Source organism: Pseudomonas sp. B21-054 (assembly GCF_026016345.1).
Lineage (GTDB): Bacteria > Pseudomonadota > Gammaproteobacteria > Pseudomonadales > Pseudomonadaceae > Aquipseudomonas.
Window position 1 is genome coordinate 1603878 of sequence record NZ_CP087204.1, and the last position, 25593, is coordinate 1629470.

The 25593-nt window shown below is 57.8% G+C and carries 24 protein-coding genes and 3 pseudogenes; 18 read left to right on the forward strand and 9 right to left on the reverse strand.

The features are described from left to right. The first annotated feature begins 95 nt into the window (after positions 1-95). The 5 genes from LOY70_RS07105 to LOY70_RS07125 all read left to right on the forward strand — a co-directional run bounded on the left by LOY70_RS07105 (position 96) and on the right by LOY70_RS07125 (position 4059). A complete protein-coding gene (locus tag LOY70_RS07105; protein ID WP_265034984.1) occupies positions 96-830 on the forward strand; it encodes a TPM domain-containing protein in 735 nt (244 codons plus the stop codon). Positions 831-858: 28 nt separating this feature from the next. Then, positions 859-1476, forward strand: a complete 618-nt coding sequence (locus LOY70_RS07110) for a TPM domain-containing protein (protein ID WP_265034986.1) — start codon at positions 859-861, stop codon at positions 1474-1476. 130 nt (positions 1477-1606) lie between these two features. Next, positions 1607-2821, forward strand: a complete 1215-nt coding sequence (locus LOY70_RS07115) for a class I SAM-dependent methyltransferase (RefSeq protein ID WP_265034988.1) — start codon at positions 1607-1609, stop codon at positions 2819-2821. A 227-nt stretch (positions 2822-3048) separates the two neighbouring features. Further along, positions 3049-3630, forward strand: a complete 582-nt coding sequence (locus LOY70_RS07120; protein ID WP_123414776.1) for a DJ-1/PfpI family protein — start codon at positions 3049-3051, stop codon at positions 3628-3630. Between the two features lie 84 nt (positions 3631-3714). Beyond that, complete coding sequence (locus LOY70_RS07125) at positions 3715-4059, forward strand: YegP family protein (RefSeq protein ID WP_265034992.1); 345 nt, start codon at positions 3715-3717, stop codon at positions 4057-4059. A gap of 213 nt (positions 4060-4272) precedes the next feature. Here the strand turns inward: LOY70_RS07125 and LOY70_RS07130 are convergent, their stop codons facing one another. Beyond that, entirely contained in the window at positions 4273-5292 is a 1020-nt protein-coding gene (locus tag LOY70_RS07130) for a DUF4917 family protein (protein ID WP_265034993.1), read from the reverse strand. A gap of 141 nt (positions 5293-5433) precedes the next feature. Here LOY70_RS07130 and yiaY point away from each other — a divergent pair, with 141 nt between their 5' ends. Continuing rightward, on the forward strand, positions 5434-6582 hold the full coding sequence (gene yiaY, locus LOY70_RS07135; RefSeq protein ID WP_265034995.1) for an L-threonine dehydrogenase: 1149 nt from the start codon (positions 5434-5436) through the stop codon (positions 6580-6582). Here the strand turns inward: yiaY and LOY70_RS07140 are convergent. Continuing rightward, positions 6579-7742 carry an MFS transporter gene (locus LOY70_RS07140; protein WP_265034997.1) on the reverse strand — a complete coding sequence of 388 codons (1164 nt, stop codon included), beginning with the start codon at positions 7740-7742 and terminating at the stop codon, positions 6579-6581. The genes yiaY and LOY70_RS07140 overlap by 4 nt on opposite strands. A 12-nt stretch (positions 7743-7754) precedes the next feature. Continuing rightward, positions 7755-8990: an aminotransferase class I/II-fold pyridoxal phosphate-dependent enzyme gene (locus tag LOY70_RS07145; RefSeq protein WP_265034999.1), complete on the reverse strand. Its 1236-nt coding sequence runs from the start codon at positions 8988-8990 to the stop codon at positions 7755-7757. Positions 8991-9254: 264 nt separating this feature from the next. Here LOY70_RS07145 and fos point away from each other — a divergent pair, with 264 nt between their 5' ends. From fos to LOY70_RS07165, 4 genes are all read left to right on the forward strand, one after another. Next, entirely contained in the window at positions 9255-9671 is a 417-nt protein-coding gene (gene fos, locus LOY70_RS07150; protein WP_265035001.1) for a fosfomycin resistance glutathione transferase, read from the forward strand. A 154-nt stretch (positions 9672-9825) separates the two neighbouring features. Continuing rightward, a complete protein-coding gene (locus LOY70_RS07155; RefSeq protein ID WP_265035003.1) occupies positions 9826-11175 on the forward strand; it encodes a GGDEF domain-containing protein in 1350 nt (449 codons plus the stop codon). A gap of 270 nt (positions 11176-11445) precedes the next feature. Beyond that, positions 11446-11949: a DUF4142 domain-containing protein gene (locus tag LOY70_RS07160; protein ID WP_265035005.1), complete on the forward strand. Its 504-nt coding sequence runs from the start codon at positions 11446-11448 to the stop codon at positions 11947-11949. 75 nt (positions 11950-12024) lie between these two features. Next, a complete protein-coding gene (locus LOY70_RS07165) occupies positions 12025-12933 on the forward strand; it encodes an SDR family oxidoreductase (RefSeq protein ID WP_265035007.1) in 909 nt (302 codons plus the stop codon). A gap of 46 nt (positions 12934-12979) precedes the next feature. Here the strand turns inward: LOY70_RS07165 and LOY70_RS07170 are convergent, their stop codons facing one another. Then, on the reverse strand, positions 12980-13384 hold the full coding sequence (locus LOY70_RS07170; protein ID WP_025212333.1) for a low affinity iron permease family protein: 405 nt from the start codon (positions 13382-13384) through the stop codon (positions 12980-12982). A gap of 176 nt (positions 13385-13560) precedes the next feature. On the opposite strand from LOY70_RS07170, the gene LOY70_RS07175 reads away from it, so the two are divergent. Continuing rightward, entirely contained in the window at positions 13561-13707 is a 147-nt protein-coding gene (locus LOY70_RS07175) for a hypothetical protein (protein WP_170866878.1), read from the forward strand. Between the two features lie 517 nt (positions 13708-14224). Continuing rightward, positions 14225-17956, forward strand: coding sequence for a beta strand repeat-containing protein (locus tag LOY70_RS07180; protein WP_265035015.1), 3732 nt, complete (start codon positions 14225-14227; stop codon positions 17954-17956). Between the two features lie 323 nt (positions 17957-18279). Here the strand turns inward: LOY70_RS07180 and LOY70_RS07185 are convergent, their stop codons facing one another. The 3 genes and pseudogenes from LOY70_RS07185 to LOY70_RS07195 all read right to left on the reverse strand — a co-directional run bounded on the left by LOY70_RS07185 (position 18280) and on the right by LOY70_RS07195 (position 19827). Next, the gene (locus LOY70_RS07185; protein ID WP_265035017.1) at positions 18280-18690 is read right to left on the reverse strand and encodes a type II toxin-antitoxin system HicB family antitoxin; all 411 of its coding nucleotides are present in this window, start codon (positions 18688-18690) and stop codon (positions 18280-18282) included. A gap of 40 nt (positions 18691-18730) precedes the next feature. Next, positions 18731-18907, reverse strand: a pseudogene (locus LOY70_RS07190) (type II toxin-antitoxin system HicA family toxin); the annotation flags it as partial. 290 nt (positions 18908-19197) lie between these two features. Further along, positions 19198-19827, reverse strand: a complete 630-nt coding sequence (locus LOY70_RS07195) for a LysE family translocator (RefSeq protein WP_265035019.1) — start codon at positions 19825-19827, stop codon at positions 19198-19200. 145 nt (positions 19828-19972) lie between these two features. Between LOY70_RS07195 and LOY70_RS07200 the strand changes: the two genes are divergently transcribed. Next, entirely contained in the window at positions 19973-20449 is a 477-nt protein-coding gene (locus LOY70_RS07200) for an Lrp/AsnC family transcriptional regulator (protein ID WP_092224914.1), read from the forward strand. A gap of 121 nt (positions 20450-20570) precedes the next feature. Here the strand turns inward: LOY70_RS07200 and LOY70_RS07205 are convergent, their stop codons facing one another. Next, positions 20571-20870, reverse strand: coding sequence for a DUF3077 domain-containing protein (locus LOY70_RS07205; RefSeq protein ID WP_265035024.1), 300 nt, complete (start codon positions 20868-20870; stop codon positions 20571-20573). Positions 20871-22096: 1226 nt separating this feature from the next. Here LOY70_RS07205 and LOY70_RS30095 point away from each other — a divergent pair. The 5 genes and pseudogenes from LOY70_RS30095 to LOY70_RS07225 form a co-directional block, all read left to right on the forward strand. After that, positions 22097-22351 (forward strand): annotated as a pseudogene (locus tag LOY70_RS30095) (hypothetical protein); the annotation flags it as partial. Between the two features lie 6 nt (positions 22352-22357). Further along, positions 22358-22750, forward strand: a complete 393-nt coding sequence (locus tag LOY70_RS07210; RefSeq protein WP_265035026.1) for a TauD/TfdA family dioxygenase — start codon at positions 22358-22360, stop codon at positions 22748-22750. Beyond that, positions 22747-23097 (forward strand): hypothetical protein, encoded by a 351-nt coding sequence (locus LOY70_RS07215; RefSeq protein WP_265035028.1) that lies wholly within the window; start codon positions 22747-22749, stop codon positions 23095-23097. Before LOY70_RS07210 ends, LOY70_RS07215 begins: the two co-directional genes overlap by 4 nt. A 51-nt stretch (positions 23098-23148) precedes the next feature. Then, positions 23149-24311 (forward strand): IS3 family transposase gene (locus LOY70_RS07220; RefSeq protein WP_265035029.1). Its coding sequence is split into 2 segments (ribosomal slippage): positions 23149-23404 and positions 23404-24311, totalling 1164 coding nucleotides; the frame shifts between segments, so codons are not numbered across the junction. Positions 24312-24335: 24 nt separating this feature from the next. Further along, complete coding sequence (locus tag LOY70_RS07225) at positions 24336-24938, forward strand: hypothetical protein (protein WP_265035031.1); 603 nt, start codon at positions 24336-24338, stop codon at positions 24936-24938. 393 nt (positions 24939-25331) lie between these two features. Here LOY70_RS07225 and LOY70_RS07230 read toward each other — a convergent pair. Beyond that, positions 25332-25511 (reverse strand): annotated as a pseudogene (locus LOY70_RS07230) (transposase domain-containing protein); the annotation flags it as partial. Positions 25512-25593: the final 82 nt, after the last annotated feature.

Below are 25593 nucleotides of genomic sequence, written 5' to 3' on the forward strand. Positions count from 1 at the left end.
AGCAGCTACAGGCTTCAAGCTACAAGCCTCAAGCACAGGCCATGCGCACAGCTTTTGCTGGCAGCTTGAAGCTAGCCGCTCGCAGCTGCGCCTTTATGCTATTGCTCTGGGTGTTTGCAGTCACGGCCCAGGCCGAATTGAAGTTTCCGGCGCTGACCGGGCGCGTGGTGGACACCGCCCAGATGCTCGAGCCGTCGGTGCGCGGGCAACTGGATGCGCAGCTCAAGGCCCATGAACAGGCCACCGGCGAGCAAGTGGTGGTGGTCACGCTGGCGGACCTGCAAGGCACCAGCATTGAAGACTTCGGCTATCAGTTGGGGCGGCATTGGGGCATCGGGCAAAAGGATAAAAACAACGGCGCCCTGCTGATCGTCGCCCGGGATGACCGTAAACTGCGCATCGAAGTGGGCTACGGCCTGGAGGATCGCCTGACCGACGCCCAGAGTTCGGTGATCATCAATCAGGTGATCACCCCGGCCTTCAAGACTGGCAACTTCAACAAAGGCATCAGCGACGGCGTGGCGGCGATGCTGGTGGTGTTGGGCGGCAGCCCGTTGGACGAACCGGCCCCGGCATACAGTGCGGACGGGCAGCAGGAAGAGAGCGATTTCATCGGGCGTCATCCATGGCTTTTCGTGCTGTTGGTGATGCTGTTTATCATCACTGTTATGGTTTGCCAGGTGCTCGGTATCCTGCCGTCCGGAGGTGGCGGTTCCAGCAGCTCCGGCCGGGGAGGCTTTGGCGGTGGCGGGGGTTCCAGCGGCGGTGGTGGCGGCTTCAGTGGGGGCGGGGGCAGTTTCGGAGGCGGCGGTTCGTCGGGCGGCTGGTGACAATAATAATGAGCGGGCGTTTCTAACCATGGCATTACTGACTGAACACGAACAACGCAAGGTCGCCGAGGCCATCGCCCGGGTCGAGCGGGACACCGATGCCGAACTGGTCACGGTGCTCGCCGCCCGTGCGGACGACTACGCCTATATTCCCTTGTTGTGGGCCAGCCTGCTGGCCCTGGTGCTGCCCGGCGTGCTGCATTACCTCACCGGCTGGCTGACCCTGCACAGCCTGTTGCTGGTGCAGTGGGTCAGTTTCATTGTGCTGTGCCTGGTGTTTCGCATCCCCAGGATTACCACGCATCTGATTCCCCGTTCCGTGCGTCACTGGCGGGCCTCCAACCTGGCGCGTCGACAGTTTCTCGAGCAGAACCTGCACCACACGGTGGGCAGTACGGGAATATTGATCTTCGTTTGCGAGGCCGAGCGTTATGTGGAAATCCTGGTGGACGAAGGCATTTCCAAGCGACTCGACAACAAGAATTGGGACGCCATCGTCGCCGCGTTCACCCAGCAGGTTCGCCAGGGGCAGACGCTGGAGGGGTTCGTGACCTGCATCGAAGCCTGTGGCGAATTGCTCAAGGTGCATGTGCCGGTGACTCACGAGCGCAATGAGCTGCCGAATCGGTTGGTGGTGTTGGGGTAAGCTACAAGCTACAAGCTACAAGCTACAAGCTACAAGCTACAAGCTGGACAACTCACTAACGCTTGCAGCTTGTAGCTTGCAGCTTAAACTACCGCCATTCCCGATTCGCCCGCCCCGAGGCCGCTTTTTCATGTCCGCCACCGCAACTCCCGCCCGTCCCGCGCCGGATCACCACGCCCAGTTCATCGCGCTGTTGCAAGCCAGCCTTGAGCAGAATGCGTTCATCAAGCTGGTGCTGGCCAAGTACGTGGGTGACGAAGCGGACCTGCAACGGCTGATCATCAAGCAGCTGACGGTCAAGGAGCAGGCCTGCCTGTCTTTCGTCTATCGCTACAAGACCCGCGACATCACCAAGAATTTCCCGCTGGCCGAGGGCGTGGAAACCGTTGCCGCGCTGTTGCCGGCGTCGTTCAAGAACGCGCATTTGCTGGCGGTCACCGACGAGGCGCAGTTGGAATACAGCAAGAAAGGCAAGAGCTCGCTGTTCAAGAGCAAGCCCCAGCAACTGCGCGAAGTGCCGTCTGCCGAGCACAACCGTGAGAAAAATCGCTATCTCGACCTGACCCGGCCGTTCCTGGCCGATTTGGGGGTGACCAACCACAAGCACGAGCTGATTCCGGCGATGTCGCGCAAGTGGAAGCAGATCAACAAATTCATCGAAGTCTTCAGCCATGCGCTGACGTCTTCGCCACTGGCCCTGGACAAACCGGTGCGGGTTTCGGATTTCGGTTCGGGCAAGGGGTACCTGACCTTCGCCATCCACGATTACCTGCGCAACACGTTGCAAGCCGAAGGCGTGGTGACCGGCGTCGAGCTGCGCGAAGACATGGTCAAGCTGTGCAACGAAGCGGCCGCGCGCTTGGAACACCCGGGCTTGAGCTTCCAGCACGGCGACGTACGCAGTGTGGCACCGAGCGCGGTGGATGTGATGATCGCCTTGCACGCCTGCGACATCGCCACCGATTACGCGATCCACATGGGCATCCGCTCGGGCGCCTCGATCATCATGTGCTCGCCGTGCTGCCACAAGCAGATCCGCCTGCAGATCCAGAGCCCGGCGCTGCTCAAGCCAATGTTGCAATACGGCCTGCACCTGGGCCAACAGGCGGAAATGGTCACCGACAGTCTGCGGGCGCTGTTCCTGGAGGCGTGTGGCTACGAAACCAAGGTGTTCGAGTTCATTTCCCTGGAGCATACCAACAAGAACAAGATGATCCTGGCGGTCAAGCGCGCCGAACCGACTGATCGGGCCGAACTGCTGGCGAAGATCCAGGCACTCAAGGCGTTCTACCACGTCACCGAGCATTGCCTGGAAACCTTGTTGCGGGCTGATGGTTATCTCTAACGCTGAGCCCCCCCTGTGGGAGCGAGCTTGCTCGCGATGGAGCGATGACGCGGTGTGCCTGAGAGACCACATCGCCTGAATCGCGAGCAAGCTCGCTCCCACAGACTGTCCTGCCACTTCTTTTGTGTGCAGCCCGTCAGGTAATGATGGGTTATCGCTCATCCGCCGACTTACCGGACTACCTTTAATGCGTTCACCCCTCACGCATTTCCAAAGGAGCCCAACCCATGGCCGCCAAGAAAATCCTGATGCTGGTCGGCGATTACGTCGAAGACTACGAAGTCATGGTGCCGTTCCAGGCGTTACAGATGATCGGCCATACCGTGCACGCGGTGTGTCCGGATAAAACGGCCGGGCAGACCGTGCGCACGGCGATCCACGACTTTGAAGGCGACCAGACCTACAGCGAGAAACCAGGGCATCTGTTTGCCCTTAATCATGATTTTGTCGGTGTCGAAGCCGCCGACTACGACGCGTTGTTGGTGCCGGGCGGTCGGGCGCCGGAATACCTGCGCCTGAATGAAAAAGTCCTGCAACTGGTGCGCGATTTCGACCTGGCGGGTAAGCCGATTGCCGCGGTGTGCCACGGTGCGCAATTGTTGGCGGCGGCGGGCATCCTGGAAGGGCGCGAATGCAGCGCCTACCCGGCCTGCGCACCGGAAGTACGCCTGGCGGGCGGGACCTACATCGACATTCCCGTGACGGAAGGCCACGTCCAAGGCAACCTGGCGACCGCGCCGGCCTGGCCTGCGCACCCGAACTGGCTGGCGGGATTCCTCACCCTGTTGGGCACGGCCATCACCTTGTAGCGCGCTGCGGGGCCGACTGGCAGAACAAGCGCAGCGGGTCTTTACTGCTTGAGCGACATTTTGCGCGCCCAGAGGAGAACCCCTATGTCTGGATGGTACGAAATCAGCAAAAGCAGCAATGGCCAGTTTCGGTTTGTACTCAAGGCGGCCAACGCCGAAACGATTTTGACCAGCGAGCTGTACGCCACCCGTAGCGGTGCTGACGGTGGCATCGCGTCGGTACAGAAAAACAGTCCGCTGGCTGAACGCTATGAGCTCAAAAGCACCAAGGACGGCCATCCGTACTTCAACCTCAAGGCCGCTAACCACGAAGTGATCGGCAGCAGCGAGGCCTACGCCTCGGACGCCGCCCGAGACAAAGGCATCGCCAGCGTCAAGGCCAACGGACCGACGACGGTGATCAAGGACAAGACCCTGGCAGCGCTTTGACGGCAAACCAATAGATGCAGTAGCGAGGTCTTTGTGGCGAGGGGATTTATCCCCGTTGGGGTGCGCAGCAGCCCTCAAACATGACAACTCGGTATGTCAGGTAGACCCAGTTTTTCGCTTTTGGGGGCGCTGCGCACCCCAACGGGGATAAATCCCCTCGCCACAAGTCCACCCTGTCTCCGATTCAAATAGTTCTGTCCAATGCTGACTTACCTAAACCTCCACCGGCACCGACAACTTCGGATTGCCCAGTGGATGGCTCTTGGCATCGAAGAAACGCAATTGAACATCCAACCCCTGGAACACCTTGGCGTAATGGCGCTTCTGGTGCTGGATAAACGCCTGGCTGCGCGGATAGATCGAAATCGCCACCGTTTTCGGCGCTGCCTGCCGCAAGGCTTGGACAATATGTTGGTCCTGCTCGCCCAGGGCGTGGCCGAACAGGCACAGGTTGTCGCCGTGGTGCAGTAACTGGTCATAGCAGAACGACAGGTAGTCGGAGCTGCGGATGGTCTTGAGCTTGTCCGAACTCGGGCCTTCATTGACGAACAGCGGCACGTCGTCGAGGGTCTTGATCGTGTTGTTGATGGCGAAGCTGCCCAACAGCGTGCCTTCGGTGGAGGTGAGCTTGCGCGCCGTGCCGTCCTGGTTGCGCACCAGGTGCAGGCCACCGTGCAGGTATAGCAGGCGCGGTTTGTCCGTGGCCACCTGGCTCAGATCAAAACTGTGGTCGACGCCGAAGAACAGGTCGGTGAGGGCCTCGGGCGCGTGCTGGATCGCCCAGTAGTTGAGCAAATCGTAGTTGGTGGTGAACACCGTGCGGTAGTGGCTCATTTCCTGGTTGAGCGTCGCCAGGGTCGATGGCTGCACCAAGCGCCACGGGATATGCACCGCGTGCACGGTGTTGATCAGCGCTTCCTTGATCGCGTAATAGCGATTGCGCGGCGCGGCGGAGCTGACGGCCAGGGCCTTGTTGACCCGGCTGGTGGTTTTCAGCGCGCCGAGCACTTGTTCGAAACTGCGCGTCTGCATCGCGTCAAACACACTCAATTCAGACGGGCTCAACGGCTTTTCTTCAACGGTGCGGGCGTTTTCGAACAACGAGTCGTAGCCGAAATCGTCCCATACGGCGCGGCTGGCACCATTGCCCACCAGCAAGCCGCTGAAGGTGATGTTGGCGCGCAAGGCCTCCCAGTCTTCGAGCCGGGCGTCATGTTCCTGGAAATCGGTCATTGCGAAGCTCATCTCAAAATGTGGCAAAAGGCAGGGCGCGACTTTATCACGACCCAATCTTGAGCCAGATCAAGATACGCCGTGACTACTCGGTCATTCTGTAGGCCCTGCCGATCCGGCCTCTTCCTGGAGCATGACCCCATGAGCAGTACTTTTTTCATTCCCGCCGTGAACATCATGGGGCTGGGCTGCCTCGATGAGGCCATGGTCGCCATCCGCAACTATGGCTTTCGCAAAGCATTGATCGTCACCGATGCGGGGCTGGCCAAGGCCGGTGTCGCGAGCATGGTGGCCGGGCAACTGGCGTTGCAGGACATCGATTCGGTGATTTTCGACGGTGCCAAGCCCAACCCGAGCATTGCCAATGTCGAGCTTGGACTGGGGTTGTTGAAGGAGAGTCAGTGCGATTTCGTGGTGTCGCTGGGCGGTGGTTCCCCCCACGACTGCGCCAAGGGCATCGCCCTGTGTGCCACCAACGGCGGGCAGATCCGCGATTATGAAGGTGTCGACCGTTCGAGCAAGCCGCAATTGCCGCTGATCGCCATCAACACCACGGCCGGCACCGCCAGCGAGATGACCCGTTTCTGCATCATCACCGACGAGACACGTCACGTGAAAATGGCGATTGTCGATCGTAACGTGACCCCGCTGATGTCGGTGAACGACCCGGCGCTGATGGTGGCGATGCCCAAGGGCCTGACGGCCGCCACGGGCATGGATGCGCTGACTCACGCGATCGAGGCCTATGTGTCCACCGCCGCCAACCCGATCACCGATGCTTGCGCGCTGAAGGCCATGACCCTGATCAGCAATAACCTGCGCCTGGTCGTGCGCGACGGCACCGATCTGACGGCGCGGGAGAACATGGCCTACGCACAGTTTCTGGCCGGGATGGCGTTCAACAACGCTTCGCTGGGTTTCGTCCACGCGATGGCGCATCAACTGGGTGGTTTTTACGACTTGCCTCACGGCGTGTGCAACGCAGTGCTGTTGCCTCACGTGCAGAGCTTCAACGCCTCGGTGTGCGCTGCGCGCTTGACCGACGTGGCCACTGCCATGGGCGTCGATACACGTGGGGTCAGTTCGGAAGAGGGCGCCCGGGCTGCCATTGCGGCGATTCGCAGCCTGGCCCTTGACGTGGACATTCCGGCCGGTTTGCGTGACCTGGGCGTACGCCTCAACGACGTACCGGTACTGGCCGCCAACGCCTTGAAAGATGCGTGCGGCCTGACCAACCCACGCGCGGCTGATCAACGGCAGATCGAGGAAATTTTCCGCAGCGCGTTTTAAGCCATCCGGGGCGGCATGAACCTTACGCATAGCATCGCCGCCGCCCCCAGCAGCGCGCACAATGCTGCCAGCGGCCAGGCCTGTTGGCTCAACAACAAGCTGGCCATGGCGCCGATCCCCGCCGCCATCAATTGATGCAGGAAACCGCTCAATGCCATGGCGTAGGCGCCGGCTATCGGTGAACCCTCGTTGGCCAGGGACAGGCTGATGGGGTAGTTCAACGACTGGCCGAACACCGCGAAGCAATACGGCAGCCAGAAGAGCAACGCGATGCTGCTCAGGGTGAGGCTGCCTGCCAGCATGGTCGCGCTGCCGCCGAGCACCAGTGCGATGCCCCACCCCATCATCCGCCGTTGACCGGTGCGCAGCACAAAAGCGTTCACCGCCAGCGCGCCGAGCAGATACGCGGCGCTGATTGGCCAGCCCAGCAAACCGTACTCAATGGGCGACCAGTGAAAGCTTTCCTGCAGAATCAACGGCGCTGCGGTATTGAAAGCAACGATCACACCGTAACCCAGCCCTCCTGCCAAGGCTGGCAGCAAAAAACCATGTCGCGTGAGGATCTGCCCGTAAATACGCCACGCCGATTGCCCGTTGCTGGTTTGCGCCAATACCGCAAACCTGGCCCTGGACACTGCGGCCGCCATGGCCACGCTGACTGCGCCCACGCCATAGAAAATCGCCTCCCAGCCGAACGCAGCCTGGATCAGCGAGCCCAGGTACTGGCCGATGCCGAGGGCAATCACGAAGGCGATCGATATCCAGGACAGTGCCTTGGCCAACAGGTCGCCGCTGAAGCTGTCGCGAATCAATACCCGCGCCATCACCGAAATACCGCTGGCGCCGATGCCCTGGATCAACCTGAGGGCCAGGAACCCTTCCACTGTCGTGCCCAGCGGCAGGGCCAGGTTGCCCAGGCCGTACAACCCCAATGCCGCCAGCAAGACCGGTTTGCGCCCCAGGCGCTGGCTCAGGCTGCCCCACAGCAACATGGGCAGCGCCATGCCGATCAGGTACACCGCCAGACCCCAGGACACCCGGGACGCATCGGCCCCGAGATCCCGGGCGATATCAGGCAGGGCCGGCAAGTAGATGCTCATGCCCAGTTGCGCCAGGAAGACGGTGGTGCAGGTAACGATCAAGGTTGTACGGTTCTTCATCAACGACTCATTTCAAAGGCGGATGTCACGCCCGCGTGCCAGCAGCAGCTCGGTAATCCGTTCGCAAAATGAGCGAATCACGTTCGGCTCCATATCGGCGCGCAGGGTAACGCGGATGGCGGCCTTGCCTTGTGGCACCACGGGGAAAAAGACCGCTGAAGTAAAGTACCCCAGCTCGGCCAGTTCGACTGCCACGCTGCTGGCCAAGGAGGCTTCACCGCAGGGCATCAGACGGATCGCCATGGGGCTGCCGTGCTGTTCGGTACGAACCAGACTATCGAACAAGCGAATATTAGCCTGCAAACGCTCCTGCAAGGCGCTGAATTCTCGGCTGCGGTGCAGGCGGATCGAGGCCATGCCTGCGCCAATCGCTGCTGCGTTCAGGCTTTGGGACCAGTTGCTCGGCCCTCCATAACGCTGTACCAGCGCCTTGTGCCGTTCACTGCCGAACATGGCCAACCCGCCACTGGCCCCGAATGATTTGGCCAATGAGGCGACAATCAGGGTGCGCTCGTCCACCGCATGGAGACGTGAACGAACCAGACCGGCGCCGCATGACCCTACGGTGGACAACGCATGGGAGTCGTCCAGATAGAGGAACAGGCCATAACGATGCTTGAGGTACAGCAGGCTATCGAGGTCCGCCACCCCACCCATGCTGTAGGCGCCATCGGCCACGTAGGCCACGTTGCGTTGGTGTTTGCACACGTCTTCGAGGAAATCCATGTCGTTGTGCGGGCCTGTGATGACCTGGGTTTCATCGGCGCAGGCGGCCTTGAAGTGGTTCATCGAGTAATGGGCATGTTTATCGAACACCATCACCGGCGGTCGATTGCCCGTCAGTACGCCGCTGGCCAGCAACGGTAGAATCCCGGCGCTTGCCGCGCTGCAAGACAAGGCACTGAGGCAACTGGCGCCAAACAACTCTGACAATTGGGTTTCGTACTGGTCCAGGATCGCCAGCTTGCAGCGATTCTTTGAATTGGCGACACGCAGGGTGCCGGTTTCCCACAGGGCGGTCATGGCGCCATCGAGCAAAGCGGGGTGGTAATCCAAGCCTAGATAAGACGTGGTACAGAAATGCTGGAAGGTCCGGCCGTATTGGTCGACCAGGACATTGGGCGTCTTGACCTCGACGTTCAGCCCGGAGATTTTCCCGACCTCAGCGCTTTGCCAGTCCGGGTCCGCCAGGGAGATGACCTTGCGGTAGTTGGTGAAGTGATGAGGTGATTGCGCAGTCTGGTTCATAGTGCGATTACATTCCTTGGTTGAGGGTTGCTGTCCGTGGGTTATTTCACTCTGTGTGTGTTTCCAGACTTTACAGATCGTTGTGCAGGGCTTTGAATCGGCCGTTTCCGGTGTGTTTGAGTGTTACTGGAGACTTCTGTGTAGGATCTTGCCTAAGAGCTTGGGCGGAGAATCCATTTGCGGCGTCGGAGCCCTGGCCCGCTACGCTTTAGCCCCAAGCCCAGCGGGTTTGGCTTATCCATATGTTCCCAAGGTTGCTTGTCGATGCTCTCTGGCCTCAACCATCTGACGCTTGCTGTCACTGACCTGGACCGAAGTGTGATTTTTTATGGCGAGCTATTGCAGCTTCGTCTTGAGGCCAGGTGGGACTGCGGGGCCTATTTATCGTTGCCCGGGTTGTGGTTGTGCCTGTCTCTCGACCCGTTGCGCAAGGCCGGGCCGGCGGCGGACTACACCCATTACGCATTCAGTATCAGCGCCGAGCATTTTCCGGTGCTGGTGGCGCGGCTGAGTGAAGCCCAGGTGGCCGCGTGGCGGGACAACCGCAGCGAAGGTGACTCGTTTTATTTTCTCGACCCGGACGGGCACAAACTCGAAGTCCACGTGGGGGATCTGCTGTCTCGGCTGAAGGCCTGTAGGCAGGCGCCTTATGCCGGGATGGTATTTTTTACCGGTCCGTGAGGCTTGATGGGGAGCCACGTCGGATCGAGTGATCTCCTCCAGCTTTGCTCCTGATCGCCTACGCTATCTTCATGGGTACCAGGCTGTGTGTCTCGTACCGGCCGATACGTAAGGTTTTGCTCACCGCTGCATTATCCGGATGACCTCCAGCCCCATGGATACTTCAAGTTCCGCGCCGCTGGCCAGCTACATCGACCTTCTGCTGGATGCCGTGTGTGCTGTCGACGGCCAAGGGCGTTTCGTGTTTGTCAGTGCCGCCTGCGAACGCATTTTCGGCTACACCCCGCAAGAGCTGATCGGCCAGCCGATGATCGAGATGGTGCACCCTGCCGATCGCCAGCGGACCCTGGAAGCCGCTCGGGAGATCATGGACGGCGAGCCCAAACTCAACTTCGAGAACCGCTACCTGCGCAAGGACGGTGGGGTGGTGCACATTCTGTGGTCGGCGCGCTGGTCACCGGTGGATCAATTGCGGATCGCCGTGGCGCGGGACATTACCGAGCGCAAGCAGGCCGAGTCCCGCCAAGCGGCGCTGTACGCGATTTCCGAGGCGGCCCATGCCGCGGCGGATCTGCTGGCGTTGTTCAAACGTATCCATCTGATCATTGGCGAGTGGCTGCCGGCGCTGAATTTTTCGGTGGCGCTGTATGACGAGCAATGCGCGCAACTTAATTTTCCTTATCACGTCGACGACTCGGAGCGACAGCCCGAACTCCCCGGCACGATCACTGGGCGTCTGTGCGCCGAGGTGATTCGCAGTGGCCAACCCATCCTGTTGACGCCCGGTTGCAGCGAGCCGACGCCGGGGTTTTGCGACCTGGTGGCGCAGCCGGACGCGCCCTGTTGGCTGGGCGTGCCGCTGAACTCGCAGAACGGCACGATCGGCGCTCTGATCGTCAAGAGCGCGCCGAACAACGCCCGTTATACCGAGCAGGATAAAGAACTGCTGCAATACGTCTGTGCGCAAATCACTATCGCCATCGAGCGCCAGCAAATGCACGCCCGTTTGCAGCACATGGCGCAGTACGACCAGTTGACCCAGGTGCCCAACCGCGAATTGCTGCGTGACCGCTTCAAGGCGGCGCTGGCCACCGCCCGCACCGCATCGGGGCGCATGGCCCTGCTGTACATCGATCTGGATCGCTTCAAGCAGATCAACGACACCTACGGCCATGGGGTGGGCGATATGCTGTTGCAAGCGGTGGCCAGTCGACTCAAGGGTTGTGTCCGTGACACCGACACCGTGGCACGCATTGGTGGGGACGAGTTTGTGGTTCTACTCCACAGCATTCAGGTCCTGGAAGATGCCCACCGTGTGCAGGAGAAAATCCGTCATGCGTTGGCCCAACCGCTGCGCCTGGACGGGCATTGCCTGAGCATTGAGCCGAGCATTGGTGTCGCCTGTTTTCCCGACGATGGCACCGAAGACGTGGCGCTGTTCCGTCACGCTGACGCGGCGATGTACGCCGCCAAACGCCATAATCACAAGGCGTTCGGCATCTGACCGCGCGCCACCGTTCGTCGTGGCGCTGGAGATTTTTTCAAACCTTGCGGCCCTGTTCTTTTCGGATGTCAGGTAGATCCCGCTTGCCGGAAACATCGCCCATGATCGAACGAAGGTGTTTGCAGCGGGTCGCAAGGGTGGGAGAACCATTCTCACGACTGTCGCAGGAGACCCGAGGCAAACCGGGTTAGAGGCCTCGCAGATTGTCGCGGATGGTTCTGATTCAGCGGCGGACCCCCGCCAGAACCTTTATCAGAGGAGGGCGCGATCATGAGCCGGATGGCCATCTTTTTACGCACCACCAGTCTTGTTGTGCTGATGGGCCTGGGTGCCAACAGTGCCTGGGCCCAATCGCCTGCCGAATTCATCAACGATGCTTCGGCCAAGGGCATGGCCGACATCGAGGCCAGCCGCATGGCCCACGGGAAGGCCGAATCCAGGGAGGTCAAGGACTACACCATCATGGTGATCAACGACCGCACCACCGCCAATCAACATCTGGCGAAGATCGCGAAAAAGCTCGACTTGCCTGTCGCGCCAAGGGAGGAAGTGGCTGACAAGGCCAAGGCCTTGATGCCGCAGGTACAGGAAGGAGAGTCCTTCGAGGCTGCCTATGCCGCCAGCCAGGTCAAGGCCACCGAGGAAGCCATCGCGCAAATCCAGCAGCAGGCCCAGACCACCGAAGTGCCGGAAATCAAGGCGTTTGCCGATGAGACCCTGCCTAAATTGCAGACCCACCTTGAGATGGCCAGGGCGCTGCAGGCCAGTCGCTGATTCGCAACCCTTCTTACATCAGGACCAGGGCGCTCGCGCCCTGGCTCATCTTGCCCGCCGAAAAGGAGAAGTTCGATGTCCACACGCCGAGAACCCAACCAATACGCGATGCAGAACCCACTGACCCAGTATCCGCGCCCACCCTTTCCCGACCAGCCGCAGTCGCCGCCGGGTATTGACCAGGACATGGTGCCCAAGCCCGATCATGGTGAAAAAAGTTACCAGGGCTTCGGGCGCCTGGAAGGACGCAAGGCCCTGGTCACCGGTGGTGACTCAGGCATCGGTCGTGCCGCCGCCATCGCCTATGCCCGCGAGGGCGCGGATGTCGCGATCAACTACTTGCCCAGCGAAGAGCGGGATGCGCGGCAGGTCATCGAACTGATCGAAGCCGAAGGCCGCAAGGCGATTGCGATTCCCGGTGACCTCAAGGACGAAACCTTTTGTGTGCAATTGGTAAGGAGTGCCCACGAGCAATTGGGCGGCCTGGATATCGTGGTGAACGTTGCCGGTAAGCAGGAAGCGCAAAAAGACATTGCCGACATCACCACTGCGCAATTCGACGACACCATGAAAACCAACATCTATGCGATGTTCTGGATCTGCAAGGCAGCGGTGCCGCTGATGCCGGCGGGGGCGACGGTTATCAACACGGCGTCGATCCAATCCTACGATCCGTCTGCGACGCTGTTGGATTACGCCACCACCAAAGCGGCCATCGTGGCGTTCACCAAGGCGCTGGCCGGGCAGGTCATCAGCAAGGGCATCCGGGTCAATGCTGTGGCACCGGGGCCGATCTGGACCGTGCTGCAACCCAGTGGCGGCCAACCGCAGGAGAAAATTCCTACCTTTGGCGCCCAGGTGCCGATGAAGCGTCCAGGCCAACCGGCCGAATGTGCGCCGCTCTATGTATTGCTGGCATCCCAGGAATCGAGCTACATCACTGGGGAAGTGTTTGGCGTGACGGGCGGTAATCCGTTGCCCTGATAAGTTGCCGACCGCGCGAGTGGCATGTCGCCCACTCGCGCATCTCTCAGCACTGGTTCAAGTCGATCTTGCTTTTCGCTTCCAGGCCTTCAAGGCTTTTGACCTCGTCGTTGCCCATGGCTTGGTAGTGCTTTCTCAGGGCTTCCAGTTGTTTGAGGTCCAGGGATTCGAGTCCGAGCATGGCGTTTTGTGCCTCCTTGGTCGCTCGCAACAACTCATCGATCTTCAGGTGCAAGATGTCTGTATCGCGGTTCTGCGTGTTCTGGATCAGGAACACCATGAGGAAGGTGATGATGGTGGTCGAGGTGTTGATGATCAATTGCCAGGTGTCGTTGAAACCGAAGAAAGGTCCGCTGGCTGCCCACAGTGCCAACAACACGATGGCTCCCAGGAATGTCTTGGGGCTCCCCGCCCAGAGGGCCAGTTTTTGCGCGATTTTTGCGAACGTCATTGCCGTGTTTCCTTATGGGATGCACCTGTCTGGTGTGACAGCAACGAAGCGATGAAAATTCTACTTACATTTCAGTCGCCAACCTCCGTCGACGTTCATCGTCCGGCACGATGACAGTCGCAACCATTACCGCTCTCGCAGGTCACTGCTGAAAGCCCTCGGTATCGGAGTACATCATGAATCTCGCCCGCACTTTTTGCCTTGCCTGCTGCTTGTTCGCCCTGCAAGGCTGTTTCGACAACTCGGATAACGAGACCAAGGACAACACCGACGGCACCAAGTCTTCGGTGCAGATGCAGGAGTCCGGGGCGGAGAAAAAATAGACGGCCCGCAGCCATCGGAGGGGTGATTGCAAAACCCCTGTGGGAGCGAGCTTGCTCGCGATGGCGTCAGATCACTGCATCCCTGCTGGCTGACAGGGCGCTATCGCGAGCCAGCTCGCTCCACATCCGTCACCGCCCTTAGGACGTCAGCGGCACGCTACGCTTCCCTGGGGACCGGACCTCTTGTGTAAAGAGATATTGTTGTGCTATCACTCGCGCAAGGACGCTCAGTGCCCAGTTAACTTCCCAATAGGGAGAAGGGCCTTGGATGGAGCTCAGCATGGATCGGCTGCGCCAGCACGCAATTGATCGTAAAAAATCAAACGTATCCCGATTTTTCAAATTGGGCGTTATGTCGTGCCTGAAATTTAATAAATGACACCTTAATTACCCATTTTTCTAGGCGAAATCTCCGCTCAAGCTTCAGTGGCCACAGCCGAAAAACACCGCAGAGATTCTTGTAAACAAACACTGTTTTTACGAGCCTCCTCTACCATCCTTAAGCAGGGAAGAAAAAATGGCAGTTATCAATGGAACAGCTGGCGCAGATGCACTAATTGGCACCGCAGGGGATGATGAGATCAACGCTCTGGGCGGGAACGATGTAATCAAGGGCACCGCTGGCGCAGACAAAATTGATGGCGGTGCTGGTACAGATACTGTTGATTACTCAGCATCGACTGAAGGTATCAGTATAGATTTGCGCCAGGGAACTGGACTTGTTGGACGGGGTGGCGATGCAGAGGGGGATATTCTCACTGGTATCGAAACCGTCATAGGCTCTGCCTTCAACGACGTGCTCTCCGCTGGTCCGTACACCACAGCCGCAACGTTACGGCTGGAAGGTGGTGCTGGCGATGACATCTACACCATCGGCATGGGCTACACACCCACCATCATCGAACAGGCCGGTGGCGGCAACGATGAAGTCCGCGTGTCGGTGATCAATGCCAGCGGCACGGTCCTGGCTGCCAACGTTGAGCGTTTGACCTATGTCGGTACTGGCGCATTCATTGGTTACGGCAACGACAGCGACAACATCATTACTGGCGGCTCAGGCAACGACACACTGTACGGTGGCGCGGGAGCGGATCAGTTCATCGGCGGTGCCGGCTATGACATAGCGGGTTATACCGACAGCAAGGAAGCTGTGACCATCAACCTCAAGACGGGTGTGCATTCCGGGATCGCGGCAGGTGATACCTACACCGACATCGAGGCGATCAGAGGATCGAATTTCAACGACACGTTCGTTGGCGATGGTAGCGGTATCGATTTCGACGGCGGTGCCGGGATCGACACGGTCGACTACTCGGGCTCGACAGCCGGGGTAAACATCAATATCCGTACCGGGACGGGAACCGCAGGAACGGGCGGAGAGGCCGAAGGCAGCACTTTGGCGAATATCGAAACCGTCATAGGCTCTGCCTTCAACGACGTGCTCTCCGCTGGTCCGTACTCCACAGCCGCAACGTTACGGCTGGAAGGTGGTGCTGGCGATGACATCTACACCATCGGCATGGGCTACACACCCACCATCATCGAACAGGCCGGTGGCGGCAACGATGAAGTCCGTGTGTCGGTGATCAATGCCAGCGGCACGGTCCTGGCTGCCAACGTTGAGCGTTTGACCTATGTCGGTACTGGCGCATTCATCGGTTACGGCAACGACAGCGACAACATCATTACTGGCGGCTCAGGCAACGACACATTGTACGGCGGCGCAGGAGCGGATCAGTTCATCGGCGGTGCCGGCTATGACATAGCGGGTTATACCGACAGCAAGGAAGCTGTGACCATCAACCTCAAGACGGGTGTGCATTCCGGGATCGCGGCAGGTGATACCTACACTGACATCGAGGCGATCAGAGGATCGAATTTCAACGACACGTTCGTTGGCGATGGTAGCGGTATCGATTTCGACGGCGGTGCCGGGATCGACACGGTCGACTACTCGGGCTCGACAGCCGGGGTAAACATCAATATCCGTACCGGGACGGGAACCGCAGGAACGGGCGGAGAGGCCGAAGGCAGCACTTTGGCGAATATCGAAACCGTCATAGGCTCTGCCTTCAACGACGTGCTCTCCGCTGGTCCGTACTCCACAGCCGCAACGTTACGGCTGGAAGGTGGTGCTGGCGATGACATCTACACCATCGGCATGGGCTACACACCCACCATCATCGAACAGGCCGGTGGCGGCAACGATGAAGTCCGTGTGTCGGTGATCAATGCCAGCGGCACGGTCCTGGCTGCCAACGTTGAGCGTTTGACCTATGTCGGTACTGGCGCATTCATCGGTTACGGCAACGACAGCGACAACATCATTACTGGCGGCTCAGGCAACGACACACTGTACGGTGGCGCAGGAGCGGATCAGTTCATCGGCGGTGCCGGCTATGACATAGCGGGTTATACCGACAGCAAGGAAGCTGTGACCATCAACCTCAAGACGGGCATTTATTCCGGGATCGCGGCAGGTGATACCTACACCGACATCGAGGTGATCAGAGGATCGAATTTCAACGACACCTTCATTGGTGATGGTAACGGTATGGATTTCGACGGCGGTGCCGGGGTCGACACGGTCGACTATTCGGGTTCGACTGCCGGGGTAAACGTTAATATCCGCCTGGGGACCGGAACTGCAGGAACGGGCGGAGAGGCTGAAGGCACGATTTTAACGGGTATCGAAACCGTCATAGGCTCTGCCTTCAACGACGTGCTCTCCGCTGGCCCGTACACCATAGCCACAGGGGTACGACTGGAAGGTGGGGCTGGTGACGACATCTACAACGTCGCCATGGGGTACACACCCACCATAATCGAACAGGCCGGTGGCGGCGACGATGAAGTCCGCGTGTCGGTGATCAATGCCAGCGGCACGGTCCTGGCTGCCAACGTTGAGCGTTTGACCTATGTCGGTACTGGCGCATTCATTGGTTACGGCAACGACAGCGACAACATCATTACTGGCGGCTCAGGCAACGACACACTGTACGGTGGCGCGGGAGCGGATCAGTTCTTCGGCGGTGCTGGCACCGATGTAGCGGGCTATCTCGACAGCAAAGAAGCAATGGTCATTAACCTCAAGACGGGTGTGCATTCCGGGATCGCGGCAGGTGATACCTACACCGACATCGAGGTGATCAGAGGATCGAATTTTAACGATATCTTCTATGGCGGTAGTTCGTCCATGCGGGTGGACGGCGCGGGTGGCCTGGATTTAGTCACTTATGAACAGGCTGGCAGCGCGGTGACGATCGACCTGACCAGCGGGGCTAACACAGGGGAGGCGGCTGGCCACACCTACGCCAACATTGAGTTTTTTCAAGGCAGCAATTTTAACGACACGCTATCAGGCTCTGGTCTGAAGGACATCTTTATCGGTGGAGCAGGCGCAGACGTAATCGATGGTCGCGTAGGTCTCGACAGTGCTTTTTACATTACAAGCACAACAGGAGTCTCGATCAACTTGCAGACTCAAATCAATCAAGGTGGCGATGCCGAAGGAGATGTATTGCTCAACATCGAACACGTGTTGGGCAGTCACTTCAACGATGTCTTGGTTGGAGACGCGGGTGTCAATTACCTGGAGGGGGGATTGGGCAACGACGTCATCGACGGCGGGGATGGCAATGATTACCTCTATGGCGGGCTGACGTCGTCGATGGGACCTTTCAAAGTCGATAGCTCGGCCAATGGGCCGCAGGCAGACATTTTGTATGGCGGCAACGGTAACGACACCATCGTCACGGCTGCCAGCGATGAGGGTACTCAGGCTTACGGTGAGGCCGGAGGTGACGTTATCACTGTGAAACATGGCATGGCTGACGGTGGGGAAGGCAACGACTTGTTGACCGGTGCAGGCATGGGCTTTTCGCTGTCAGGAGGTCAGGGGGATGACAGACTGATATTGCAGGCCAGCGGTTTTGCTAACGGTGGTGAGGGTGACGATATTTACACCATCGACACTCCAGGGTTAGTGACGATTCAGGACAACGGCATCAGCGGCGGCGACAAATTGGTTTTGTCCTATATCAGCAGCTCTGAACTGTTGGCTGATCGCATCGGTGATGACCTCTATCTGCACCGATCAAGTTTCACTCCAGGGCAGACACCGCAAGAAGGTGTGCGCCTCCAGGATTGGTTTGCAGGTTACGACACCATCGAACAGATCCAGACAGCGGATATGCAGCTCGTCAGTCTGTCGGGCCTCAAGGGGTTTGCCGATGATCTGTTTTCCTAAACAGCTGAGCCGGCGTTTCTTGCCGCTTCATACTGGTCAGGGTAGGAAAATGCATTCAATGGCAATCACGCTTTCATAATCAGCCTGGAATGTGTCGCTTTTGCCCGGTATTGCTTGAGCCGGGCAAAAGTTTTCAACCCTGCACCCTGGAGAGAAACGTCGCCCGAATTGACTACAGCGGTGAAGACACACGTTTGAAGACAGGCTGCGGCAGGAAACCAGATGTATCCGTCCAGCCAACACACCTTCCTGACTCCAACACCAAAGGCGATGGTCTAATCGCGGGGTAAGACGTAAGCGAGCAAGCTCGCTCCCACAAACGTTCACCGCCCTTGCTGCAATACCTTGAGAGCGGCAGAAGCGAGGAACCCTGACCGGCTTTTCTCTTCAGGATGGTGCAACACATATTCATCAATGCGATTGAGCAGATAGCCTGGCAGCGTGATGTTGAGCTTCTGCGCCTTACCCAGGTATTTGGTTACATCGATGTCCACCAGCGCCCAAGTGCAGCCGGCATATTTTGGATTAGCCGCATGCAGGGTGACGGTGTTGGCTGGCGGAATCGCCGAACCGTCTTCAGCCAGAATCTCGAAGTGCCCCTCAATGGCCTCACGCGCCATCGCCATGGCCTCGTCCAGGTCGTCGCCTGCGGAAAAACAACCGGGAATATCCGGCACTTCAACACCCCAGGCGTGCGTGTCATCGCCCATGGAAATCGCAATCGGGTAAAGCATATTCATCGTCCTCCGGGAACGCAGGGCAACGGGCCGGCTGGAGCAGCGCCTGTTGCAAGATACTGATGGCCGTTTTCTTGAGCAGGTCCTTCTTCGGATGAGGAACCGTGACCAGTCCCGGTTTGGTCGGGTGCTTGAAGTGATGGTGACTGCCCCGAACCCGCACCAGATACCAACCGTCCGCAATGATCTGGCTTATCAAAAATCGGCTATTCACAACACCTCCGTGTGGTGTGCTTGGTGGGTACTATACCTACTGAAATTTAATGATCAACACCATAACCACCGGGATGACACTAGCGGGTGGGTGAGCTGATTGCACCGAAGTGTAGAAGCCGCGCCCGGCAAGGGGAGCGGCTAGGTGAGTGGGGTTATTTCGGAATGTGAGGGAGGGTAAAAATACGACCGTGGCGAGGGAGCTTGCTCCCGCCGAGCTGCGCAGCAGCCCCCGGTTTCAGCCCAGTTCGCTTCGCTCCAGGTGTCGTCCGACCAGCTTATCCACAGGCACTAGGCCTGCTGCACAAACGTCAGCCGCACCGCAAACCCAATCAAAAGGCTTCCAAACAACCATTGCTGAACACGCTGGGCCGAAGGGGAGCGTTGAAGCCAGCGCCCAAGCGCGACACCTACCAGCGCGTAGCCGCTATCAAACAACAAACCCACGCTGACCAACACCACGCCCAGGGCCGCAAACTGCCCCAACACCGGTCCGCCCTGCGGATCGATGAACTGTGGCAACAACACCGAGCAAAACAGCAATGCCTTCGGGTTGAGCAGATTGGTTAGCAGCCCACGCCGAATCGCCTGATACCAACGCCGCTTTCCGGCCTCGATACCGGCTCCTTCAAAACTCGGCAACAACGTGGTCCTCAGGCATTGAAAACCGATCCATAACAGGTAGGCAGCCCCGGCCAGGCGCACCGCGTCAAAGGTCCAGGGCGCAGTCTTGAACAATGCCGAAAGTCCCAATGCGGCCAGCGCGACATGACATCCCCGGGCGATGCCCAGGCCCACCGCCGTCGCCAGTGCCGCGCCCTTGCCCTGGCGGGCACCGGTTTGCAGCAACAGAATCATGTCCGGCCCAGGCAGCAAATACGCCACCATCAAGGCCATCAGGAACAACCAGAGCTCTGCCATGCCACACCTCCCTTCATCGACGATTCGATCGTGCCAGTCTAGGGCCGAGGGGCAGGGCAGGTGGTTGCGAAGTCAGCTTCTAAAGCTAAGGAAATTGGCATAACCTGCCATATGCTCGTGTCATTCCATCGGAAAATGCCAACTCATGAAACTGGATGCCTTCGACCGCAAAATCCTCGCCGCACTGCAAAGGGACGGTCGCCTGAGCAACGTGCAACTAGCCGAAGAAATCGGCCTGTCCCCGTCACCCTGCCTGCGCCGCGTGCGGATGCTCGAAGACGCCGGTGTGATTCGTGGTTATCAAGCCATTCTGGATCGCGACGAAGTGGGCCTCGGGCTGACGATTTTTGTCGGCGTGAAAGTTGAGCGGCACAACGACGAACGAGCCGAAGCATTTCGCCAGGCGGTCACGGCATTGCCGGAAGTGATTTCGGCGTTCCTGGTGTCAGGCGAGTCGGATTTTCTGTTGCAAGTCGTGGTGCCGGACTTGCGCGCCTATGACCGCTTCGTCACCGGGCATTTGTTGAAGCTGCCGGGCATAAGTGACATCCGCAGCAACTTTGCGATTCATACGGTGAAGACGCCGGGGGCGTTGCCGTTGGGGCATTTGCCTGGCGGCTGAGCAATGAACGACACAAGTAGGCAGCCAAGATACAAAAAGCCCCGCTGCGAAAAACGCCGGGGCTTTTTGGTTTGTCGTTAGGTGGGAGTCTGCGGCTCCCATTCTCAAACGTACGGTCTATCTATTGTTTCTCGGCTTTTTTTCTAACTTCAACTTCCGATCTAGGCGCAATGACTTTCACAACGTCATCAATTACTGCCTTGCTCATCTCCAACAAAAAATGCGCAGCCCAGGCGTAGCGGTCGGTGCTCTTCTCAAACGCCGCGTCTTCGGCAAGCCGGTGAGCGAGATGCAAAAGATCCGATGCCCGTTCCAATGCCTCTTGGATGGGGACGCCGCCGTTGACACGGAACAGTGCTCGATCAGCGGAATAGTTGAAGGGGGTGTAGCCGATGGTTTTTAGCTCAGTGTTTTCGTTCATGGCCTGCCTCCGTTGATGACGAGGTAGTGAGGCCGAAAGTTGAACGAATGATTGAAAAGCGAGTTGCTGTGCATTGTCTAGCTCCTTGACGTCTGGAGCTGCCACTTTCGTTCCAAGCGAATGGGTGGCAGCTGTGCGCAGGTTGGAAACCGGGAGTCAAGGAAACCGGCACGCCCAAAGGCGTCCCACGCACAGCCGCCAAAAACACAAGTTTACAGGCGTAAAACTACCTCTGCACTTATGAAGGCGTGCGGTTTCGTGACTCACGGGTTTCCAAGCCCGATCGCTGATTTGCAGCGACGTCTGGAGAGTAGCCACCGAAGAACAAGGGCAACAAGGCGAAAACTCGCCGAAAAGCAAAGTAAGCGCACCCCCTACGCAATTCTCGGAATTTGCCTACAAATCTTCATGGGAACCATACGATATTTTTGATAACGCTGATTCTCCAGACCCGAGGAACAGACTCTGCTCGTTGCGTTGATTTGAGGAAGGGGTCATATCTGACCTTTAATTGGCATTTATCCTCTATAACTGGTCGAATATAGCCATTTATCAAATCGCTTGAAGGGTGGCCATGTCGCTCATGCATTTGCTCTATTCGCCGGCTGAGATCGCCAGGAATGTTGGGTAGAACGCGAAGACGCTCCGCCTCTCAAAGAACCTCTCCCGCAAGACGCTCGCCGAGAGTCGGGGATGTCTGAGTCCACCATCAAGCGATTTGTGTGAAAATGGGGAGGTATTTATTTTCGACGGAGACGGGGGCCATCTATCTACGGAGATCACCTCACACTTCCCCAAAGATCAGCCATAAAAAACCGGCCACCAAAAGCCGGTTTATTTATATCCCCCGCCAAACCACATGACGTGAGACCAGAATTCGATTGGAGCGGGTGAAGGGCATTCTCCCTATCCCTATCTGTCACGTAAGTCCTTGAAAATTTGAGTGTTGCATAGAAGATTGTATTACACGTTTGTAGGACCTGCGTGGTCCCCGAAGGTAGAAAGTAACACCCTTAGAATTGAGGGGGCAGCGGAGGGGTAGCTTGTGCTTTAGGGCTAACTTTTTGGCAAGACTTTATCAATTGAGACAGCAACCTCAAGCGACCTATGTTGCCTGCCCGCAGATGTATGATCACACGCGAATTCACCACGCAGTTTGAACAGGCAAGCGAGATTGATGAGTCAGTGGCCGCGGAAATGCCAATTGCTGAAGAAAGGACCCCGATATGCATTCCCTTAAGGACGGTGTCGCGAGAGATGGATATGCTTTCGTTCGCGACTATTGCCCCGGCGCAGACGCACTTGCGGTCGCAAATGCGCTTGGTCATCCGCTGGAGCCATGGGAGGGCGGAACTGTCCAAGACTTGGTCCCTCGGTCTATCGCGACACCAAACACATATAGCGGTAGCTACGGGCTCGGTTGTTTCCCATTTCACACTGATCTTGCGCACTGGCGTATTCCACCTCGATACCTACTTCTAAGATGCGTGACCGGTTACGCTGATGTCCCAACGCTTTTGCTCGACGGGAAAAGCATCTTTGACGCGGTGACTTTGGACATTCTTACACGTGCCATTTTTAAGCCGCGCAGACCGAGGAACGGAGCGCTCGCGCTGCTGCGATTGTGCGAACCCACCAGTGATGGCTATTGCTTCCGGTGGGATGAACTGTTTCTCAAGCCGGCGAGCAAAATTGGTGAGCTCGCCAGTCAACGTATTAAGGAAAACCTTGATAAATGCGAGCCTTTGAAGATCGCCCTTGCGCGAGTTGGCGACACGTTATTAATCGACAACTGGCGCATGTTGCACGCACGCTCGCCGATTCCCGCTGAGCGTGAGAATCGAAAGATTCAGAGAATTTATTTGGAGAGCCTTCAGTGAAGAAGACAGTCAAACCCGCAGCAACCCCAACGACCTGGGACCCGGAAGCGCTCTATCTCAAAGCTCAACGCTATGTGCAGCATATGAGTGATTTAGACAGCGACGATTGGGAATATGCTCTTTGGTCGGGATTTTCCCTCGAATTTCTGGCGCGAGCAGCGCTCGCCAATGTCAGTCCCACACTTTTGGCAGAGACCGACAAGAGTTGGGCCAGTCTCTACCATGCGCTAGGTTTTAATCCTATCGAGGAAAGGTTCACGCCGAAATCCATCGCAGTCAGTGAGGTTTTCAAACGCCTTATGGCGATTTTGCCGGACTTTACGAAGGAGCACGATGTAGTGGTCTAATGAAACCGGACACTCATTTAGGCGAGAATGCTCGCCAGATAGAGGTGTCAGATGACCAAACAACGCCGTACCTTTTCCGCTGAATTCAAACGTGAGGCCGCAGGCCTCGTGCTCGATCAAGGCTATAGCCATATCGAAGCCTCCCGCTCGCTTGGGGTGGTCGAGTCCGCGTTGCGCCGCTGGGTTAATCAGCTTCAGCAGGAGCGCACCGGCGTTACTCCGCAGAGTAAAGCGCTGACGCCAGAGCAACAGAAAATCCAGGAACTGGAAGCCCGGATCGCCCGTCTTGAGCGGGAGAAATCCATTTTAAAAAAGGCTACCGCGCTCTTGATGTCGGAAGAGCACGAGCGCACGCGCTGATTGATCAACTGAGCCCCCAAGAGCCGGTTGATTGGCTTTGCGCAGTCTTTGATGTCACTCGTTCGTGTTACTACGCCCACCGTCTCAGGCGCCGAACTCCAGACGTTGAGCGGCTTCGGTTGCGCAGCCGGGTTAACGAACTGTTTACGCAAAGTCGAAGCGCTGCCGGTAGCCGCAGCATCGTGTCGATGATGCAGGAAGACGGCGAGCAGATCGGCCGGTTCAAGGTGCGAGGCCTGATGCGGGAACTGGGATTGATCAGCAAGCAACCGGGTTCGCATGCGTATAAAAAAGCGACGATTGAGCGACCAGACATTCCGAACATTTTGAATCGAGAGTTCGATGTTCCAGCGCCTAATCAAGTCTGGTGCGGCGATATCACCTACATCTGGGCTCAAGGGAAATGGCATTACCTGGCTGTGGTTATGGATCTTTACGCGCGCCGAGTGGTGGGCTGGGCGCTGTCGAACAAGCCGGATACGGACCTGGTGATCAAGGCGCTGGATATGGCCTATGAACAACGCGGTAAGCCTCAGGGCCTGATGTTTCACTCGGATCAGGGCTCGCAATACGGCAGCCGCCAGTTCCGCCAACGGCTCTGGCGATACCGTATGCGCCAAAGCATGAGCCGTCGTGGAAACTGCTGGGATAATGCTCCGATGGAGCGCGTGTTCCGGAGTTTGAAAACTGAGTGGATACCGACCGTGGGTTACATGACGGCTCAAGAGGCACAGCGAGACATCAGTCATTATCTGATGCATCGCTACAACTGGATTCGTCCACACCAGTTCAATAGCGGGCTGACACCAGCTCAGGCCGAAAAAAGACTTAACGTCGTGTCCGGGATCAGTTGACCACTACACGAGGGCTTCGGAATCTTGCACACAGGTAGGCGCAATGCCGAGCTACATTCAGGCGAGCCAGGCTTCGACGGAATCAAAAGCTCGGTTTGGCAGCCGCGTTTTTATCAGGCAAGTGAGGTTCTTCTCCTTTCAATCGGGATGACGCTTGAGGACTTTTTTGGTAAGGATGAGGCAAAGGTTGCGAAGCAAGTTATTGCTGCCGCAGTCGACGATAGTGCTAAAGCAGTGAAAGGCGAAGTCGAAGCCCATAAAAAAGTCTGGCTCGCCAAAAGTGACAAGGAGCGTGGCATGTTGGGTGCTCAGGCTGCGGTCAGGGCAACTCGGCAAGCAGGTCACCGTGTTGAGTGTCCAGCATGTGCTTCGCATGCACTCGTTGTGGGTGAGCCTGTTTCAGCACCCATTCAAACCCTGCGGGATGGGGAAATAACTGAGAAGCAAGAACATCTGCCAAACCATTTTGAATGCGTCGCTTGCGGCTTGAAGATTGCCGGTCTTTCTCGCCTTACGGTTGTTGGCCTCGGCGACCGCTACAAGAAGACGCAGATCTATGACGCGGCGGAGTATTACGCGCCGCAAGATGACTATATGGGCTACGACGAAGACAACAATGAACCCTGAAACTTAGGGCTCATTGACGGGCAAATCGAAAGTCGAGGGAGGGCTGCTCGCTAAAAACTCAGTCATTTGACTCGATAATACGACCGATGATGACGTGGCGATTCAGCCCAACCAAGTGATGTCGATAGACGCCTGCTATACGGGAGCGACTGCGGGCTGAGAAGAAATCTCCAGCAAGCTTTCGAGGTGAGCTTCGACAAACAGCATCTTCACCAGTTTGCCTAGACGCTCATATTGGGGTCTTGAGCGATTTTTTTGCAGGCCTGAATGTAGTTATCCATTGCTGATCCGAATGTCTTTCGTAGTTCTCTTTGTGAACGCAGAGGTCAACTATCCTAGACATGAAAAAAACGCAGCTTTTCAGTAAGCGTCCGCCCAACACACCTTACGTGATTAAACGGGCACCCACCTGTGCGGCAACAGCTCGGTAATCTCACTCGCCCGCTGCGTCGGCACGCGTGTAAGAACATCCTTCAAATAAGCATACGGATCATGCCCGTTGAGCCGCGCCGACTGGATCAAACTCATGATCGCTGCGGCACGTTTACCACTACATAACGAGCCCGCGAAGTAACCGTCCGGGTATGGCCCTTCGCTGGGGCGTGTACTGGAGGCAAACCAGCGATTGGTTTGAGCCAGCAGGGCGTGACTGTAT

Bases quoted from the DNA above. Each gene is read 5' to 3' on its own strand.
- LOY70_RS07105 (WP_265034984.1), top strand. From the start codon at position 96: ATGCTATTGCTCTGGGTGTTTGCAGTCACGGCCCAGGCCGAATTGAAG.
- LOY70_RS07110 (WP_265034986.1), top strand. From the start codon at position 859: ATGGCATTACTGACTGAACACGAACAACGCAAGGTCGCCGAGGCCATC.
- LOY70_RS07115 (WP_265034988.1), top strand. From the start codon at position 1,607: ATGTCCGCCACCGCAACTCCCGCCCGTCCCGCGCCGGATCACCACGCC.
- LOY70_RS07120 (WP_123414776.1), top strand. From the start codon at position 3,049: ATGGCCGCCAAGAAAATCCTGATGCTGGTCGGCGATTACGTCGAAGAC.
- LOY70_RS07125 (WP_265034992.1), top strand. From the start codon at position 3,715: ATGTCTGGATGGTACGAAATCAGCAAAAGCAGCAATGGCCAGTTTCGG.
- LOY70_RS07130 (WP_265034993.1), bottom strand. From the start codon at position 5,292: ATGACCGATTTCCAGGAACATGACGCCCGGCTCGAAGACTGGGAGGCC.
- yiaY (WP_265034995.1), top strand. From the start codon at position 5,434: ATGAGCAGTACTTTTTTCATTCCCGCCGTGAACATCATGGGGCTGGGC.
- LOY70_RS07140 (WP_265034997.1), bottom strand. From the start codon at position 7,742: ATGAAGAACCGTACAACCTTGATCGTTACCTGCACCACCGTCTTCCTG.
- LOY70_RS07145 (WP_265034999.1), bottom strand. From the start codon at position 8,990: ATGAACCAGACTGCGCAATCACCTCATCACTTCACCAACTACCGCAAG.
- fos (WP_265035001.1), top strand. From the start codon at position 9,255: ATGCTCTCTGGCCTCAACCATCTGACGCTTGCTGTCACTGACCTGGAC.
- LOY70_RS07155 (WP_265035003.1), top strand. From the start codon at position 9,826: ATGGATACTTCAAGTTCCGCGCCGCTGGCCAGCTACATCGACCTTCTG.
- LOY70_RS07160 (WP_265035005.1), top strand. From the start codon at position 11,446: ATGAGCCGGATGGCCATCTTTTTACGCACCACCAGTCTTGTTGTGCTG.
- LOY70_RS07165 (WP_265035007.1), top strand. From the start codon at position 12,025: ATGTCCACACGCCGAGAACCCAACCAATACGCGATGCAGAACCCACTG.
- LOY70_RS07170 (WP_025212333.1), bottom strand. From the start codon at position 13,384: ATGACGTTCGCAAAAATCGCGCAAAAACTGGCCCTCTGGGCGGGGAGC.
- LOY70_RS07175 (WP_170866878.1), top strand. From the start codon at position 13,561: ATGAATCTCGCCCGCACTTTTTGCCTTGCCTGCTGCTTGTTCGCCCTG.
- LOY70_RS07180 (WP_265035015.1), top strand. From the start codon at position 14,225: ATGGCAGTTATCAATGGAACAGCTGGCGCAGATGCACTAATTGGCACC.
- LOY70_RS07185 (WP_265035017.1), bottom strand. From the start codon at position 18,690: ATGCTTTACCCGATTGCGATTTCCATGGGCGATGACACGCACGCCTGG.
- LOY70_RS07195 (WP_265035019.1), bottom strand. From the start codon at position 19,827: ATGGCAGAGCTCTGGTTGTTCCTGATGGCCTTGATGGTGGCGTATTTG.
- LOY70_RS07200 (WP_092224914.1), top strand. From the start codon at position 19,973: ATGAAACTGGATGCCTTCGACCGCAAAATCCTCGCCGCACTGCAAAGG.
- LOY70_RS07205 (WP_265035024.1), bottom strand. From the start codon at position 20,870: ATGAACGAAAACACTGAGCTAAAAACCATCGGCTACACCCCCTTCAAC.